The 16,228-nt window shown below is 64.6% G+C and carries 15 protein-coding genes; 8 read left to right on the forward strand and 7 right to left on the reverse strand.

Going from position 1 to position 16,228, the window contains the following annotated elements:
• Nucleotides 1-319: 319 nt before the first annotated feature.
• From K6I40_RS16275 to K6I40_RS16285, 3 genes are all read right to left on the reverse strand, one after another.
• Entirely contained in the window at nucleotides 320-1,507 is a 1,188-nt protein-coding gene (locus tag K6I40_RS16275; RefSeq protein WP_222920054.1) for an NAD-binding protein, read from the reverse strand.
• Between the two features lie 84 nt (nucleotides 1,508-1,591).
• Nucleotides 1,592-2,011, reverse strand: coding sequence for a universal stress protein (locus K6I40_RS16280; protein WP_222920055.1), 420 nt, complete (start codon nucleotides 2,009-2,011; stop codon nucleotides 1,592-1,594).
• Nucleotides 2,012-2,080: 69 nt separating this feature from the next.
• Nucleotides 2,081-2,254 carry a hypothetical protein gene (locus K6I40_RS16285; RefSeq protein ID WP_222920056.1) on the reverse strand — a complete coding sequence of 58 codons (174 nt, stop codon included), beginning with the start codon at nucleotides 2,252-2,254 and terminating at the stop codon, nucleotides 2,081-2,083.
• 186 nt (nucleotides 2,255-2,440) lie between these two features.
• Here K6I40_RS16285 and K6I40_RS16290 point away from each other — a divergent pair, with 186 nt between their 5' ends.
• From K6I40_RS16290 to K6I40_RS16305, 4 genes are all read left to right on the forward strand, one after another.
• Nucleotides 2,441-3,718 (forward strand): potassium transporter TrkA, encoded by a 1,278-nt coding sequence (locus K6I40_RS16290; protein WP_222920057.1) that lies wholly within the window; start codon nucleotides 2,441-2,443, stop codon nucleotides 3,716-3,718.
• 52 nt (nucleotides 3,719-3,770) lie between these two features.
• Nucleotides 3,771-5,033 (forward strand): TrkA C-terminal domain-containing protein, encoded by a 1,263-nt coding sequence (locus K6I40_RS16295; protein WP_222920058.1) that lies wholly within the window; start codon nucleotides 3,771-3,773, stop codon nucleotides 5,031-5,033.
• Nucleotides 5,034-5,064: 31 nt separating this feature from the next.
• Nucleotides 5,065-5,346: a ubiquitin-like small modifier protein 1 gene (locus tag K6I40_RS16300; RefSeq protein WP_222920059.1), complete on the forward strand. Its 282-nt coding sequence runs from the start codon at nucleotides 5,065-5,067 to the stop codon at nucleotides 5,344-5,346.
• A gap of 163 nt (nucleotides 5,347-5,509) precedes the next feature.
• Nucleotides 5,510-6,439: a M48 family metalloprotease gene (locus tag K6I40_RS16305; RefSeq protein WP_222920060.1), complete on the forward strand. Its 930-nt coding sequence runs from the start codon at nucleotides 5,510-5,512 to the stop codon at nucleotides 6,437-6,439.
• A gap of 4 nt (nucleotides 6,440-6,443) precedes the next feature.
• Here the strand turns inward: K6I40_RS16305 and K6I40_RS16310 are convergent, their stop codons facing one another.
• The 4 genes from K6I40_RS16310 to K6I40_RS16320 all read right to left on the reverse strand — a co-directional run bounded on the left by K6I40_RS16310 (nucleotide 6,444) and on the right by K6I40_RS16320 (nucleotide 10,813).
• On the reverse strand, nucleotides 6,444-7,403 hold the full coding sequence (locus K6I40_RS16310; RefSeq protein ID WP_222920061.1) for a GNAT family N-acetyltransferase: 960 nt from the start codon (nucleotides 7,401-7,403) through the stop codon (nucleotides 6,444-6,446).
• 354 nt (nucleotides 7,404-7,757) lie between these two features.
• Entirely contained in the window at nucleotides 7,758-7,958 is a 201-nt protein-coding gene (locus tag K6I40_RS29025; RefSeq protein ID WP_345779440.1) for a hypothetical protein, read from the reverse strand.
• Nucleotides 7,959-8,068: 110 nt separating this feature from the next.
• Nucleotides 8,069-9,322 (reverse strand): Glu-tRNA(Gln) amidotransferase subunit GatD, encoded by a 1,254-nt coding sequence (gene gatD, locus K6I40_RS16315; RefSeq protein WP_222920062.1) that lies wholly within the window; start codon nucleotides 9,320-9,322, stop codon nucleotides 8,069-8,071.
• Nucleotides 9,323-9,520: 198 nt separating this feature from the next.
• Entirely contained in the window at nucleotides 9,521-10,813 is a 1,293-nt protein-coding gene (locus tag K6I40_RS16320) for a glycosyltransferase family 2 protein (protein ID WP_222920063.1), read from the reverse strand.
• A 212-nt stretch (nucleotides 10,814-11,025) separates the two neighbouring features.
• Here K6I40_RS16320 and mfnA point away from each other — a divergent pair, with 212 nt between their 5' ends.
• The 4 genes from mfnA (at nucleotide 11,026) to K6I40_RS16340 (ending at nucleotide 16,197) form a co-directional block, all read left to right on the forward strand.
• On the forward strand, nucleotides 11,026-12,111 hold the full coding sequence (gene mfnA / locus K6I40_RS16325; protein ID WP_222920064.1) for a tyrosine decarboxylase MfnA: 1,086 nt from the start codon (nucleotides 11,026-11,028) through the stop codon (nucleotides 12,109-12,111).
• 241 nt (nucleotides 12,112-12,352) lie between these two features.
• Nucleotides 12,353-12,961: a hypothetical protein gene (locus K6I40_RS16330; RefSeq protein WP_222920065.1), complete on the forward strand. Its 609-nt coding sequence runs from the start codon at nucleotides 12,353-12,355 to the stop codon at nucleotides 12,959-12,961.
• 188 nt (nucleotides 12,962-13,149) lie between these two features.
• Nucleotides 13,150-15,270: a methionine--tRNA ligase gene (metG, locus tag K6I40_RS16335; protein WP_222920066.1), complete on the forward strand. Its 2,121-nt coding sequence runs from the start codon at nucleotides 13,150-13,152 to the stop codon at nucleotides 15,268-15,270.
• Between the two features lie 204 nt (nucleotides 15,271-15,474).
• On the forward strand, nucleotides 15,475-16,197 hold the full coding sequence (locus K6I40_RS16340; RefSeq protein ID WP_222920067.1) for an NAD(P)-binding protein: 723 nt from the start codon (nucleotides 15,475-15,477) through the stop codon (nucleotides 16,195-16,197).
• Nucleotides 16,198-16,228 lie beyond the last annotated feature (31 nt).

Here is a 16,228-nt window from a genome sequence, read left to right on the forward strand (position 1 = left end):
CCCCAGCCGATTTCTGCTCACGGGCGCGTAGCGCCCGTTCGCATGGTTCACGGAACCCTCGGTTCCGCGCTAACGCTCACGCCTACCGGGTTCGCTCATCCACAGGAAGACGCTTCGCGTCTTCCACGCCTTCGTTCACTGCGTTCACGAAGACCTCGCGCAGTATCGTCAGCCGTCCACACTATCGTTCGGACGGTTGACAGCGCGCGTCACTGCATAGCAGGTGATCGATCGGAGCGATACATAGGTCACCTGTACTGACTGTGTCTCTCACGATTCAATCTGAATGAAAACCGTTCGACACCCTCCTGCAGAGACCTTAATCTCGCTCGAGAATGCGATCGATCAGCCCGCTCTCGTCGCTGCCGAGCGCCGACCGCACGAGCAGGTGGCCACCGAGCATCGAGGGGCTGATCACGGAATCTGCGCCGGCACGCTCGAGTTTCTTCGTGTTCTCGCGGTCGGTTGCAGCGGCGACGATGCGCGTGTTCGGTGCAAGTTCGCGCGCGGTGAGAACGGTTAGCGCGTCCTCGGCGTCGTGGTTCGTGGCGACGAGGATTGCGGCCGCACGGTCGATTTTCGCGCGGCGGAGCGGTTCCTCATCGCTCGGGTCGCCCTTGACGACCGAGATTCCGCGATCGGTGAGCTCCGTTGCGGCCTCGCGGTCGCTTGTGACGACGACGAACTCCCGGCCGTTGTCCGCGAGTTCGTCGACGATCGGTTCGGTCAGTTCGCCGTAGCCGAGCACGAGGATGTGGTCGTCGAGGAGTTGCAGTTGTGATTCTGTCATTTTTCCGAGTGTTTTCGAGATGCGGTCTTGGATCAGCGGGCCGACGAGTGCACCGATGGCGATACCGAAGCTGGCGACGCCCAGAACGAGCACGGACATCGTGAACAACATTCCCTGAACCGATTCGGGGTCGGGTGTCACGTCACCGTAGCCGACCGTACTCGAGGTGATCAGCGTGAAGTAGAACGCGTCGAGGATGTTGTTGATACCGTCGAAGTGCTCCCGGAGCGCGTAGCCACCGATGGTGCCGTACAGCTGGACACCGACGAGCGACGAGCCGGCCGCGATCTGGGTGGTCGAGAGCGAGAGCGGTTTGTCGAATCGATTGCGAGTAAGCAAGAGAAACGGCATCGCGACCAGCGAGAGGACGACCAGCGGGAGCGAGTACTGGCTCGTTTGGAGCAACCCCTGCGCTGCTGTCAGCGGCAAGAGCAGGAGTGTCGCCCGCCAGCCCGCCTTGAGCCCGCGCCGGAGTGCGAGCGCACTGCCGACCATCAGGAAGCCGGTGAGTGCGCCGGTGAACCCAGCAGCGTCCTGGACGGCGTCGGGAACGTACCCCGCGAGCGGCCCATAAACGGTCTCGGTCCCGATGTTGATGACCGCAGTGGCGACTGAGAGCAAAGCGACGAGCAGCACGAGGACGACGGCGATCCGTGTCGTGAACACTCGCCGCCAGTTCTCCGGGAGCCGACCTCGAAACGACCGGTCGTCGTCCATACACACCGCTGGGCGGCGATGTTAGTTAAACGTCTCCGTCTCGGTTCCGTCCGGAACGGGCGTCATATCAGTGATTGAACCCGATCAGCGGACGACGGTCACCGGAACGGGCGAGCGCTCGAATACGGTTTCGGCGACGTCACCGACGAACAACCGACCGATCACGTCACCGCTGTGACTGCCCATCACGACCGCGTCGTAGTCATCGGCGCGGGTGATGATCGCCCGCGCGGGACGACCGATCGCGACGACGGTATCGATCTCGGCGTCGTGCTCGGTGGCCACCTCTCGAGCGCGGTCGAAGACCTCCGCGGCGCGCTCCGTCGCGGCCGTCTCAAGGTCGTCCTCGAAGGCGAGACTCACCGCGTCGCCCATCATCATGGATGGCTCGCCGACGACGGTGAGGACGGTGACCGACGCGTCGGGATGGTTCTCGAGGGCGTAGGTAAGCGCGTGCTCGGAGAGCGTCGAGCCGTCCATCGGAACGAGAACGCGAGCGAGCATAGGAGCGCTACCACGCGCGTAGCGATAAATCCCACTCCGTGCCCGTCGGGATGGGCGGACAGGGACGAGTTACGTCGGCAGTTCGATCTCGTGGGCCTCGTCGGTCAATTCTGCAGTCGAATTCACCGGCCCTCTGCGGAAGATCGTGTCATAGATCAGGGCGATGCCGATGAGCGCTGCCACCGGCACGGTGATCGCCGTCGAAACCGTCATCACGTAGCCGATGGCGACGCCCAGAAGCAAACGACACAGGATACCGATACGGACCAGATCGGAGTCCTGAATCCGAACAGGTATGAGATCCCCCTCCGTCTCGAGCGCGCAAAAACCCGTATCTGGGTCCGACAGAATATCCGGGCCAGGCCGGGAACTCCTCTCGTCGATGCCCGTGTCGGTGCTGATTTAATGAATCCGCCCCACGGTCCCACAATGCAATCGCTTCCGGTCAACCTGCTGGTCGAAGTGCTGCTCGGGCTTTACCTCGGGCTCCTGACCGGTATCGTCCCCGCGTTCGTCGCCGGTTCGCTGGGCTTTCTCGTGCGGTACTTCACCGGCGTTACGCTACCCGGATTCGGTGTCGTCGTCCTCGCGCTCTCGATCGCCAGCGTCCAGGGCGGGCTGCTCGGTCTCGTCGAACCGACGATCGCGCAGTCGCCGCGACTGCTCATCGCTGTGCTGATCGTCCTCATGCTTGCGCTCTATGCGCACAGTCAGGGCGACAAGCTCGGAGCCGAACTCCCGCGCCGACTCTCCTTTACTCGCCTCCGACAGCGGACCCTCTCGGCCGACGTCGTCGAACTCGTCGGCTCGGTCGGCCAGGTTACTGTCCGCCCCACCGGCGAGGTCCGCGACATGGAAGGCTACCCGCCACTCTCTCCCGACCTCCGGGGAGCGCTGAAGGCCGATTCGTGGCGACTGCCGGCCGATCTCCCCCTCTCGGAACTCGAGGCGCGGCTCGAGGAGCGGCTGCGGACGGACCACGACCTCGCGGATGTCGATGTCGCGATTGACGAACAGGCGCGGGCGACGATCGTCGCGGCACCGCCGTCCGGAAGCCTTTCGCAACGCGTGCCGGCGGGTCAGCGCGCCGTCTCGATCGCGACGCTCGTCCCCACGGGGGTCGCCCGGGGCGACGAGGTGACCGTCCGCGCCGGCGAGCGCTCGATCTCCGGGACGGTACTGAGCGCCCGGACCGATATCGACGGCAAACACGACCCGGCCGCCGCTCCCGGCGCGTCGGACGAAGCGGTAGCGACCGACGGCGGGGAAGACACCGAGTCCGCGATCGACGACTCGAAATCGAACGCGGTGACCGCCGGCGGCCCGGGCCGCGTGACCGTCGCCGTCGCTCGGCGGGACGTGAAACCGATCCTCGAGGTCGAGTCACCGCGTCTCGTCGTTCGGTCTCGAGGAACGAGTCGCGAGTTCGAGGCGCTCGCGCTGGTCAAACGCGAGGGGTACGCCATCCGTCGATTCACCGTCGGAGCCACCGGTGCGGACAATGAGACCGGCGGCCTCGAGCCGACTGATTCGCCGGCGAACGTGACGATCCTCGCGGTGCGACGGCAGGGCAGCGAGACGAGCGGCCGTCGCCACGGCTGGGTGTTCGGTCCCGGCATCGAACGACGACTCGAGGCCGGCGACGAGGCGTTCGTCGCGGGGCCGGACGACGCGACCGAGGCGTTCGCGGAGGCGATTGCTCGATGAGCAGCCGTCACCGTGCCGGAGACGGCTGTCGTACTGACGGCGGTGATCGCGTGTGATAGATCCCATCGTCGCCCAGTTCGTTCCCACCGAAACGCTCCTGGAAGCGGTCGTCCGAATCCTCGGCTTCGCAGCGCTCGCGGCCGGCGCGGGAGCCAGTGTAGCGTTTCTCTATCGCTGGTACAGCGCCGACGAGATTCCGGAGGGCGTCGCGGTCCTCGTCGGCGTCGCCCTCATCGCGATTTGGTTGAACACCCAGAGCGCGCTGTCACAAGCGATCATCGGTAACACGGGGCTGACCGAGCCGACCACTGCCATCTTCACCATCGCCGCGTTCGTCGGCAGTGCGATCGCCGCCGACGCGGGGCGACGGCTGGGCGACTACCTCGCGCTGGACGTGTTCATGGTCGCGACGCCGCGGACGATCACCGAGGTCACACAGCTCGTTCGCTCGGCCGGCCGCGTTGTCACGGTCGAGCTCCCGGACGAGATCGGCGATATCGACGGTTACGACGCCGTCGACGAGTCGGTGAAAACGGACATAGCGGGCCAGACATTACTCTTCCCGCGTCGGCTCACCGTCGAGAAGCTACGCGAGAGACTGATCACCCGCCTCGAGCGCGACTTCGGGATCGGACACGTCGACGTCGATCTCACCGCGGACGGGACGGTGGAGTACCTCGCGGTCGGGAGCCGACCGGCGGGGATCGGGCCGACGCTCGCGCCGGGGACTGTCGCCGTCGCACTGGCGGGTGATCCCGCGGCCGACGCTAGTCCGGGCGACGCGGTCCGGATCTGGGCGCGCGACGACGAGGGCGGCACCGCCCGGCGGGTGGCCGGCGGCGAACTGCGCGCGACCGCCAACGACACTGCGACCGTCGCCCTTGACGCCGACGACGCCCGCGACCTCAAGCCCGATCGCAGCTACCGGCTCGTGACGCTGCCGGGTAGTCCGGACGCCGAACGAGACCTCGTCTCCCTGCTCCGGGCGGCCGACGAGACGGTCACGACCGTCTCGATCGAGTCGGACGACCCGCTCGTGGACGTGCCGATCGATGCGCTGCCGGTCTTGGTACTCGCACTCGAGCGAGAGACCGCCGAGGGCGACAACGATGGCGACGAGCGGCTGCCGCTGCCGGCCGGCGATGTGCGGCTCGCTGCCGGCGACGTCGCCTACGTACTCGGTCGCCCGGAGGCGCTTCGACGGGTGACGGAGCGGACGCTGGTCCAGACGACGGAGCGAAGCGAGGACCCGAACCGAGATCCGGGCCCGGATTCCGATCAGGAGTGGGAGCGGGAACGGACACGGGAGCGGTAGCTACTTGCCGTCGGCACCGATAGCGCCACGTATGCCCACGGAGTGGAAACTGTTCGCCGATCTCGCCGAGCGCGCGGGCGACAAACACGTGACCGTCGATGCCGCGGCCGGCGACACCGTCGGGGACGCCTTCGAGGCGCTGCTCGAAGCGGCACCCGAACTCGAGGGCCGCGTGCTCGAGGACGGCGAGTTGCGCTCGCAGATCAACGTGCTTCGAAACGGAACGAATGTCCTGGTCGAAGAGGACGGAATGGAGACGGTGCTCGAGGAGGGCGACGAGTTGGCGCTGTTCCCACCGGTCAGCGGCGGCTGAGAACTCGAAGGTAGCGGTTCGTTGCGAGTGCAGGGAGTCGTGGCGGGAGATACTCGCAGTTGGCTGAAGCTGATCGCCGTCGACGAGAGCCGGGTTCACTCGAATCGCGTCTTGTTCTATCGGGATTCTTAACACTCACTGATCGAAACGTGACGACGTGCGAATGCGGACGACTCTCAGTCTTGCGGGACGGGCAATCGGTGCCGCCGTGGTCGGGCTCGGCACGCTCGTCGGGTTGGGACTGGCGCTCGCGGCGATCGGCGGCGTCTGCTTCGCCGCGTTTGCCGTCATCGTGGCCGCACAGGTGATCGATCCCGGGCTCGGAACGCTCGCCGTCGGATTCGTCGCGGGGACGATCCTCTCGTTCGTCCTGTGGATGGCAGGCGTTCGGCGAATGATCCGTCGCAGTCGGCGGCAACTCCTTCGAGAGACGGACCCGATTGACCTGACGGAAAACGGTCGCATCGGGGCGGCGACCCGCAGAATCGCGGCCACCTTCGGGCTGCCGATGCCGAAACTTCGACACCACCCCGCGACGACGCCGATCGCGTGTACGATGTCGTACGGCGGCGAGCCGCTCGTCGTCGTTTCCGACGGCCTCCTCGAGACCCTCTCCGACGCGGAACTCGAGGCCGTCATCGCGCACGAACTCGCCCACCTCTCGAACGGTGACCAGCGGTTGATGACGTGGATGCTCGTCCCGCTGGTCGCGTCGGAGGAGTTCTACGAAATGTTCCGCGAGGAAGGCGAGTTCGACCCGCGCGACCTCCCCTGGCTCGCCGTCGGCCGGCTCCTGGTCGGCAGTTCGGCCCTCGGCGTCGGACTGTTCTCTCGCGGACGGGAGTTCGCCGCCGACCGAGCGGCCGTCGCCGCGACCGGCGACCCCGGCGCGCTCGCGTCGGCGCTCGAACGCCTCGACGGGGCGACGCCGGAGCGACCGCCCGAGGACCTCCGGAGACACGCCCGCTCAGTCGACGCGATGTCGGTGCTCCCGGCGCTGGATCCGGAGCGCGACGGCGGTGGCGGCCTCTTCGCGACCCACCCCGCCACGGAGCGCCGCCTCGAGCGGTTGTGGCGGCTGGCGTCGGAGTAGAGCGTCAGTAGCCCGAGAGATCGATTCCCAGCACGAAGTCCGGCTCTTCCGAGATACCGGCCCCCGCGTAGGGCGCGTCGCTGACGTGGCGGGGAGTTTCGGGAATCAGGACGCGCGTCTCGTCGGCACCGCAGTCGGCCGCGTCGCGAGCGATCGCGGCGAACAGCGAGCGGGCGGCGTCGACGCTGTCCCACGCGCCGACGCCGTATTCGGCCCACGTCTCGGTCGTCGGTTCGTCGCTCGAGTCGTCCGGGTCGTCGCCCTCGACCTCGTGGTCATACGTTCGCGATCGATAGGCCGTTCCTGCGAGCCCGTCCTCGTTCTCGACCGCGAAGACGGCCGTCTCGTCGGCGAGGCGTTCGATGTCGTCGCGCGTGAGTTCGCGGACGGCCCACGACTCCTCGGGAGCCATACCGAGGCCGTTCAGATGTTCGCGCGCGTCGCTGTGAGTCCAGTGCCGCCAGGCCGCCGTGGGGCCGCTCGAGACCGCATAGGGACCCTCAGCGTCCGGATCGGGGTCGGGATGCGCGAAGCGAAACTCGGTGATCGGCTCGAAGCCGCTCGCCCGCGCCGCACCGATCGAGGCCGCGTTCCACGAGAAGATCATGACCCGGCCGACGGTCGCCCCCTGCTCGCGGGCCCACTCGAAGGTCGCCTCGTTCAGCCGGTTGCTCACGCCTTGTCGCCGGTAGTCGGCGGCGACGCGCATCCCCTGAAACCAGGCCTCGTCGGGCGAGAGCATGACACCCTGGACGATCCCCGCGGCCTCACCGTCGATTTCGGCGAGGAAGGTCTTCGTGCCCTGACCCGGCTCGTCCTCGAGCCAGTCGTGGTAGATCCGCGGGATGTAGTCGCCGCCGCGGTCGGGCCAGATATCGCTGGTGAAGTCGGCGACGGCCTCGTAATCGTCGTGGGTGGCGCGGCGGATTTCGATGGAAGGGGCTGCGTCTGAATCAGGTGACATCGTCCGTCAAGCAGTGACACCTCATGTGGTCGTGCGGGAAAGAACTTCGCAGGATCAATGTGAATTAGCCGATGCGGTGGCGCGCGCTGCGCCGCGACGAGCAGTGCGAGGCCAACGCAGTGAGGCTTCGAAACGCGAACGGGGAGTGAAACGACCCGTGAGCTGACGGCGAGTCGCGGTGCAAATTCGTGCGAGGTCTTCGCGAACATCGTGAGCGAATCGGTTGGGGAGGGTGTGGTAATTCCAGGCCGCCAGCATTCGCAGGACACTCTGTTCGGTTTGAACCATCAATAGTGAATATTACGAATGATTCGTTCAATTTCTAAAGCGGAAGTCACGATACGTACCGAGAATTCAGGTGTCAATATGGTGTACTGCGTCAGGAGAGAGAAGGCGACCAGTCGGTAGTTTCACCCACCCATTCGCCAGTATCCGAGGCTCTCCCTCATGGAGGATCGTTTCTTGCTCTAAGTCGGCGTAGACAACGGCATCTTGGTATTCCTGCGCGAATTCATCGGTGACCTCCTCCCAAATCGGTTCAGTCGAAACAATCATATCGTCATGTTCGTCGACTGGACAAAAGTAGTTACGAGCCACCTTGTTCACTGGTCTCACAGCAGTGTCGAATACTCAGTTCGCACTGTGAGTACCAGTGCGAACTCGACCTATTCCCAGGGGACCGACCGTTCCTGAATCTCACCGGCGAGCGAGGTTCCCATCGCCTCCTCGACGTCCGCGCTGTTCTCGAGCGCCCACATCAGCTTCACTTTCGCCGTTCCCGGCAGCGTGTCGCCCGCCTCGACGACGCCCGCCTCGAGCAGATCCCGACCCGTATCGTAGACTCGATCGCAGACCCGACCCTCGAGACATTGACTCGTCATGACGACCGTCGTGCCGTCCGCGATCAGGTCCTCGATTCGCGGGATGAGGTCCGTGTGGACGTGACCGAGGCCGGTGCCCTCGATGATCAGCCCCTCGCTTCCCTCGACGACGTCGAGGAACGCTGGATCCATCCCAGGCGTGAATTTGAGGAGTTCCACATCGCTCTCGAGGTCCGATTCGATTGCGAGGTCGGTGTCGCCCCGCTGCTGGTAGTCACGTCGGAAACTGACCTCCTCGGTCTCGTAGTCAACCTCGCCCAGCGGCTCCGCGCCGACGGTCTCGAAGGCGTCACGGCGCGAAGTGTGGTTCTTCCGCACGCGCGTGCCCCGATGGAGCGCACAGCGGTCGTCCGACTCGGTGGCGTGCATACAGACCATGACCTCCGCGCAGTCGCTCTTGGCAGCCTCGACGGCCGAAACCGCGTTCATCACGTTGTCCGAAGACGGCCGGTCGGCCGAGCGCTGGGAGCCGGTGAAGACGATCGGGACCGGCGTCTCGAGCATGAACGAGAGCGCCGACGCGGAGTACTGCATCGTGTCGGTGCCGTGCATGACGACGACGCCGTCGGCACCGGCCTCGATTTCCTCGCGGACTGCGTCGGCGAGATCCTGCCAGATCGGCGGGTCCATGTTCTCTGAGAGGATGTTCGCGACGACGCGGCCGCGGTAGTTCGCGCGGCCCGCGAGGTCTGGAACGGCGCGCAGGACGTCCTCGGCGTCGAACTGTGCCGTCACCGCGCCGGTCCGGTAGTCGACCGTCGAGGCAATCGTCCCGCCGGTCGAGATGAGCGAAATCGTCGGCAGGTCGTCGTCGAACTCGATCTCCGAGCCCGTCTCATCGGCCCCCGTCGAATCGGTGCCGTCGATTTCGTAGACGTCCTCCGCAAGGACCTCCACGTCGGCTCTCTTCCGGTCGACGCCGACATTGTACCCGCCCTCAAGTTTCACTACGAGCTGCTCGTCCGTGCTCGAGGGGAGCAACACGCCTTCGTACGTGCGGTCCGCGCGATCCACGCGGACGCGGTCGCCTGGGTTCATGCGTGGCCGTTGCGCGGCAGCGGACTTGAAGGCACGCTTTCCATCTAGCGTGGTTCGGTGAATTACACGGGAATCATCAGTACAGTCGAGAACACCCTGAAAGCCCCTTTCAGTCCTATCCGACGGTGGGTCGTCTAAGTAGCAGTCACTCGAGTAAGACAACCGCCGAAACGCTCGAGGGCCGAATCTACCCCGCAGTTACGAACCCGTTTTCTCGACGTGGTACCAGGTGCCGTCCCAGCTGAGTCCGTACTCGAGCAGCGATTTGAGCGTGAGAACGCCGAAGGCGGGATAGAGCAGCGGCGCGAGGGCGACACTCCAGCTGAGGCCGTCGATCCGGCCGTCGCTGGCGTCGCGCCACGCGACGAAGCCGATGGTCGCGACGAGGATCGTCGCGAGGACCAGAAACGCTGATTCGATGCCCAGGACGAGCAACAGGAGCAGTTTCGAGGTGAGGGCGAGCGTGAACAGGCTCCCGAGCAGGCTCGAGCACATCCGGCCAATCGAGATGAAGCCGCGGCGGTCGAGTTCACCATCGAGCAACTCGAGAACGGTCGCGTGGAGCACCTCGATCTGGCCGACGCGCCAGCGCTTGCGCTGGCCCCAGAGGTCGCGCAGGGTGTGTGGTGCCTCCATCGTATTCGTACACTGACGGGCCTGTCTGACGGTCAAGCCCTCGCGATAGCAGTCGTGGGCGAAGTCGAGGTCTTCGGTGAGCATGTCGTCGTAGCCGCCGACGCGCTCAAACGCATCGCGGGACAGCACCGTCGAGGAACTCCGGCAGTTCGCGAAGCCGGAGAGTTCGACCAGCTTGTAGCTCGCGTGGAAGACGATCCGCTCGCAGTAGGCGACCGTCTCGATGACGCCGGCCGGCCGCGGAATCCGGCGGCCTTGGAAGACGTCCGCGCCGTCGAGCAACGAGCCCATCGCCCGCGGCAGGAACTCGGGCGTGATCGACTCGTCGGCGTCGAAGACCGCGATGTACTCGGCGTCAGTCTCGCGAACGGCGTAGTTGATCGCGCCCGCTTTCGAGCCCGGGTTTCCGTTGACCAGACACTCGACCCGGTCGTGGGCGCTCGCGAATTCGCGGGCCCGCTCGAGCGTCGCCGCGTCGTTCGGTTCGGCGACGATGACGATCTCGAGGGTCTCGTACGCGCTCTCACAGAGGCTCTCGACGCTTTCGTCCATCACGTCGTGATCGCGGTAGACCGGGACGACAGCGGTCAGCCGCGGGCCGTCGGTCACCGACTCGAAAGCGTCCCGCGACGACCATACCTCGCGGACCAGCAACAGGCTGGTAATCGCCACGAAGCCGGTGAACACGGCCATCGACGACAGCGCATCGAGGAACACCACCTGGACAGACACCACGAGCAGGTCGAGTGAGTACTGCTGGATCTCTCGTCCCTGCGTGAATCCGAACGCCAACAGGGTGAGCACACCGACGACGGTGGCCCCGTGTTCGACGGCTCGAGGGACTGTCGAAATCATTATCGTGGGTTCAAGTCGACGTTTTATTAACATTATCATGAGACGACCGGCGCACCAGCGTCGAGGGTGGGCCACCTGCGTTCCAGTTCGCGTCCGTTCGAATCGACCGCTCCCGTCCAGGGAACCGAGCGAGACGAACCGAGACGAGTGAACAGCCGCGAGAAACATCGCCAAACGCAACAAATAAACCGCCGACCGATTACATACGTGATATGCAAATCGAGCCGCAAGCGTTCGACCGGGTTCTCTCCTCGATGTGTACGGACCCCCACCCGGCGGCGCGCGACGCGGCCGAGCGGTTTCTCGCGACGAACCCTGGCGATCCCAGCACCTACCCGAACGTCGCGGCGCTCGAGGACGACGCGATCGATCTGCTAGGCGAAATTGCAGGGCTTGACGACCCGGCGGGCTACATCACGAGCGGCGGCACCGAGGCCAACATTCAGGCCGTCCGGATCGCCCGCGAGCGAGCCGACAGCCGGACGCCGAACGTCGTCATGCCCGAATCCGGTCACTTCAGTTTCCAGAAGGCCGCCGACCTGCTCGGTGTCGAACTGCGAATCGTTCCGACCGATGACCGGCATCGGGCCGACCTCGAGGCCGTCCGCGCCTCGGTCGACGACGACACCGCGCTGGTGGTTGGCGTCGCCGGGACGACCGAATACGGTCGCGTCGACCCCATTCCGGAACTGGGCGAGATCGCACGCTCGGCCGGTGCGATGCTCCACGTCGACGCCGCGTGGGGCGGCTTCATCCTCCCCTTTACCGACTACAACTGGCACTTCGGCCACGCAGCGGTCGATACGATGGCGATCGACCCCCACAAGATGGGCCAGGCCGCGGTGCCCGCCGGCGGGCTGCTCGTCCGCTCGCCCGACCTGCTCGACGAACTCGCCGTCGACACGCCGTACCTCGAGTCGACCTCCCAGGCGACGCTGACCGGCACCCGATCGGGAGCGGGCGTCGCGAGCGCCGTCGCCGCAATGGAGGAACTGTGGCCCGGCGGCTACCGCCGCCAGTACGATCGCTCGCAGAATAACGCCGAGTGGCTCGCCGACGCCTTAGAGAAGCGCGGCTATGCGGTCGCAGACCCCACACTGCCGCTGGTCGCGGCCGACGTGCCGCGATCGACGTTCGACGCGCTGCGGGCCAAGGGCTGGCGGATCTCACGGACTGCCACGGGTGAGCTTCGCATCGTCTGCATGCCTCACGTCACTCGCGAGATGCTGGCCTCGTTTATCGGGGATCTGGATCGGCTCGAGGTGCGTGCGAGCGTGCCGGTCGTGAGCGACGACTAAATGGACATCTCGAGCGGTTTCAGACGTTGTTGATACGAACCAGCTGCTGCTCTGCTATTCGATCGAATGGGACGGTCACGGAAGCCATACCGCTCGCTCCAGCAGTTCGAACGCTACTCGACCGGTACCGGCCGAACCAGGCGTTACACGGCAACACGTCGTTGGAGGTGACGATCGTATAGATAGTGCCGGCGTTAGCCTTAGATAGACCTGTCTCTAAATATGTGTGTGATTGACAACCATGAGCAACGACAGAGATCGAACGCTAGTTTCCCGAACTATCGAGGGAGTGGAAACGCTGGTCAGTACCGAGTCCGGCGAGATTTTTGTCGATGTCCCCGCTGCAAATGAGCGCTATATTCGCGTCGAAGAAGGCGACACGGTTCAGGAAGGGGATATTCGGTCACGAACAGCGGACGAACTCGCGTCCGAATCGCTCAGGAAATGGACGATAGAGACGATCGGACCGGAGACAGTTATCGGGGCAGATCAACAAACGGGCGAGCGGCGCGAATGGGACCGTGAGTCACTCGATCAAAAACTCGCGATCGGCGGACTCAGCACGGACCTCACCAACTTCGAACGGGTGAAGGTAAGTGGAGCAGCGAATACATCGAAGCAAGAGGGACGACCTTCGGAGGCAGAATCCGTAACAGTGACCGTCTACGGGAACGATAGCCGAAAATTCACCGAAACGTACCGGCGCATCGATGACACTGCCGACGGCAGCGAACGTCGCCTTGAACTGACTGAACCCGATGAGCGTGTCGAACGGTTCGACCCCGATCTTCGAGAGCGGTTTGATCAAGCGGTCGAACTCGCCCTGCGAAACGAAGGATATGCCGTCTGACCGACGGTCCTGTTCTCCTCGAAATTCCATAGCCGTCGACTGTCAGGGGATTCCCCGCGTTACTGGTACTCGAGTCGGGAGACCGTGATCTCGCCCGTGATCGGAGCGGACGCAATGAAACGCACAGCGGCGTAAGCCCAGCGATCGAAACCGGCGGGTTTTACGCCCGTGAGCGCAACGTGACGATCATGAGCCACGACGAGTTTCCGACGGACGAACCCGCCGTCGTGACCTGCGGGTTGCCCTACGCCAACGGCGACCTGCACATCGGTCACCTGCGGGGATATATCGGCGCAGACGCATTTAATCGCGCGCTCGAGACGCTGGGTCAGGAATCGATCTACGTCTGCGGATCAGACATGCACGGGACGCCGGTCGCCGTCAACGCCGAACAGCAGGGCGTCGATCCCGAGGACTTCGCCGTAGAGTGGCACGACCAGTACGAGGAGACGTTCCCGAAGTTCAACGTCGACTTCGACAACTATGGCCACACGCACGACGAGACGAACACCGAACTCACGCAGGAGATCGTCCGGACATTGGACGACGAGGGTTATATTTACGAAAAGGAGATCCAGGTCGCCTACGACCCCGAGGCCGACCAGTACCTCCCCGACCGCTACGTCGAGGGGACCTGTCCCTACTGCGGTGCGAAGGCCCGCGGCGACGAGTGTGACGAGGGCTGTCAGCGCCACTTAGAGCCGGGCGAAGTCGAGGATCCCACGAGCACGATCACGGGCAACCCCGCGGAGTACCGCGAGCGGACCCACAAGTTCTTCGAGGTCTCGGAGTTTTCCGACTTCCTCACCGAGTTCCTCGACGGGCTCGAGGGAACGTCGAACGCACGTAACCAGCCCCGCCAGTGGATCGAAGACGGCCTGCAGGACTGGTGTATCACGCGAGATATGGACTGGGGGATCGACTACCCCAACGGAGAGACCGACGACAGCGGCGACGACCTCGTCCTCTACGTCTGGGTCGACGCCCCGGTCGAGTACATCTCGAGCACGAAGCAGTACTCCGAGCGCGTCGGCACGGACGAGTACGACTGGGAGCAGGTCTGGAAGGGTGACGGCGAGATCATGCACATTATCGGCCGAGATATCATCCAGCACCACTCGATCTTCTGGCCGGCGATGCTCGAGGGGGCGAACTACAACAAGCCCCGCGGGATCGCCGCGACCGGCTTCATCACGATCAACGGCAAGGGGCTCTCGACGAGTCGTAACCGCGCGATCTGGGCGAAAGAGTACTTAGACGAAGGATTCCACCCGGATCTGCTGCGCTACTACCTGACGACGACCGGCGGCCTCCAGCAGGACGTCGACTTCTCGTGGGACGCCTTCCAAGAGAAGGTCAACGGGGAACTCGTCGGCACCGTGGGTAACTTCTGGTACCGCTCGCTGCTCTTTGCCTACCGCAACTACGAGGGGACGCCGGAAGCTGACGTCTCCGAGGAAGTTCGAGAGCGCATCGAGGGCGCGATCGGCGACGTACGCGAGAACGTCAACGACTACTCCATGCGCGGGGTGGGTCAGGCCGCGACCCAACTCGCACAGTTCGGTAACGAGTACATCCAGCGCAACGAGCCCTGGAAGCTCACCGACGAAGAGCCCGAGAAAGCCGCACAGGTCATCCGGGACTGCGTCCAGATCGCCAAGGCCGTCGCCGTCCTGCTCGAGCCGATCACCCCCGACAAGGCCCAAGAGCTGTGGGCACAGATCGACGAGGACGGCGATATCGCGGACGCTCGCCTCGAGGACGCACTCGAGGCCCCGCCCCGCAACTTCGACGAACCTGGCGAACTCTTCGAGAAGATCGAGGACGACCGCGTCGCGGAACTCACCGAAAAGCTCGAGGAGCGCGTCGACGCCGCGTCGGACGACGACGATACAGCAGCGGCGGACGCGGCCGAAACCGAAAGCGACGATACCGACGCCGGTGAATCCGAGGGTATGGCAGACACGGACGACCTCGAAGCGCTGGCGGACGAGCGCATCAGTTTCGACGACTTCCAAGAACTCGACATTCGCGTCGGCCGGATCGAATCGGCCGAGGGGATCGAAGATGCGGACGATCTCGCGCGCCTCGAGGTCGACATCGGCTTCGAGACGCGGCAGATCGTCGCGGGGATCAAGCAACTGCACGATCTCGACGAACTGCCGGGAACGAAGTGCGTCCTGCTCGCGAACATGGAGAAAGCGGAGCTGTTCGGCGTCGAATCCAACGGGATGATCCTCGCCGCCGGCGAGGAGGCGGACCTGCTGACGACTCACGGCGACGCCGACGTCGGCGAGAAGATCAAGTAGCGGACTCGCCGCTCCTCGCTAGGAACGTTCCTGTATAGTCGAAGCGGTCTGTTATCTTCCCGTTCTATGGCGTACTGTTCCCTATTCTCGAATTAAGTCAGCCGAACGTGCATTAAAAATGCTCTCAGATAGCTATTTATATACCCACACTGATTGCCAACTGTGTTCCCTGATAGCGTATCACACTTCGAGGATCGACCGATTGTGCGCCACACGGTCGCTCCGATCGGCGTCTTCGTCGCGATTGTCGCGGCGGGGGTCGGGGGATTTGCAGTGCTCGGGAACGTCGGCCTCGTGGAGGCGGCGTTCTGGCTGGTCGACCTGACGAGTATCGATCTGCACTTCCAGGAGCACGCCGGCCCCGAACGAGCGACTAAGGCCTACGCCGTTCTGGTGACGGCCAGCCTCGTCCTCTCGGGGCTGTGGATCGGCGAAACGGTCGTCACCAAGGTGTTCGGGGGACGGATTTCCACGGAGATATCACGAGCAACAATGCAACGACGCATCGACGGTAGCGACGATCACGTCATCGTCTGTGGCTACGGTATGTTCGGACGCACGATTGCCAACCGGCTCGCGGAGGCCGATCGGACGGTCGTCGTCATCGAAATAGACGCGGACAATGCAGAGCGCGCTCGAGCGGACGGCCATCTCACTGTCGAGGGCGACGCCAGACGGGAGCAGGTGCTCCGAACTGCCGGGGTCGGCCGGGCGAAGAAACTCGTCGCCGCGATCGACGACTCGAACGTCAACATCCAGATCGCGATCGTCAGCGGGACAGCCACGTCCGCGCCCGAAATCATCGTTCGCGTCGGTGATGAGATGTACGAGTCGGTCGCGCAGGAGGCCGGGGCCGACGAGGTCGTCATCCCCGAAGTCGTCAGCGGTGAGCGCGTGACGCGGCTCGTCGAGCGGCCGGCGGACTGAGCACCGCCGACGGTGTCCCGTCGCAGGTCCC

It is taken from the genome of Natrinema sp. SYSU A 869, from assembly GCF_019879105.1.
Classification (GTDB): Archaea; Halobacteriota; Halobacteria; order Halobacteriales; family Natrialbaceae; genus Natrinema.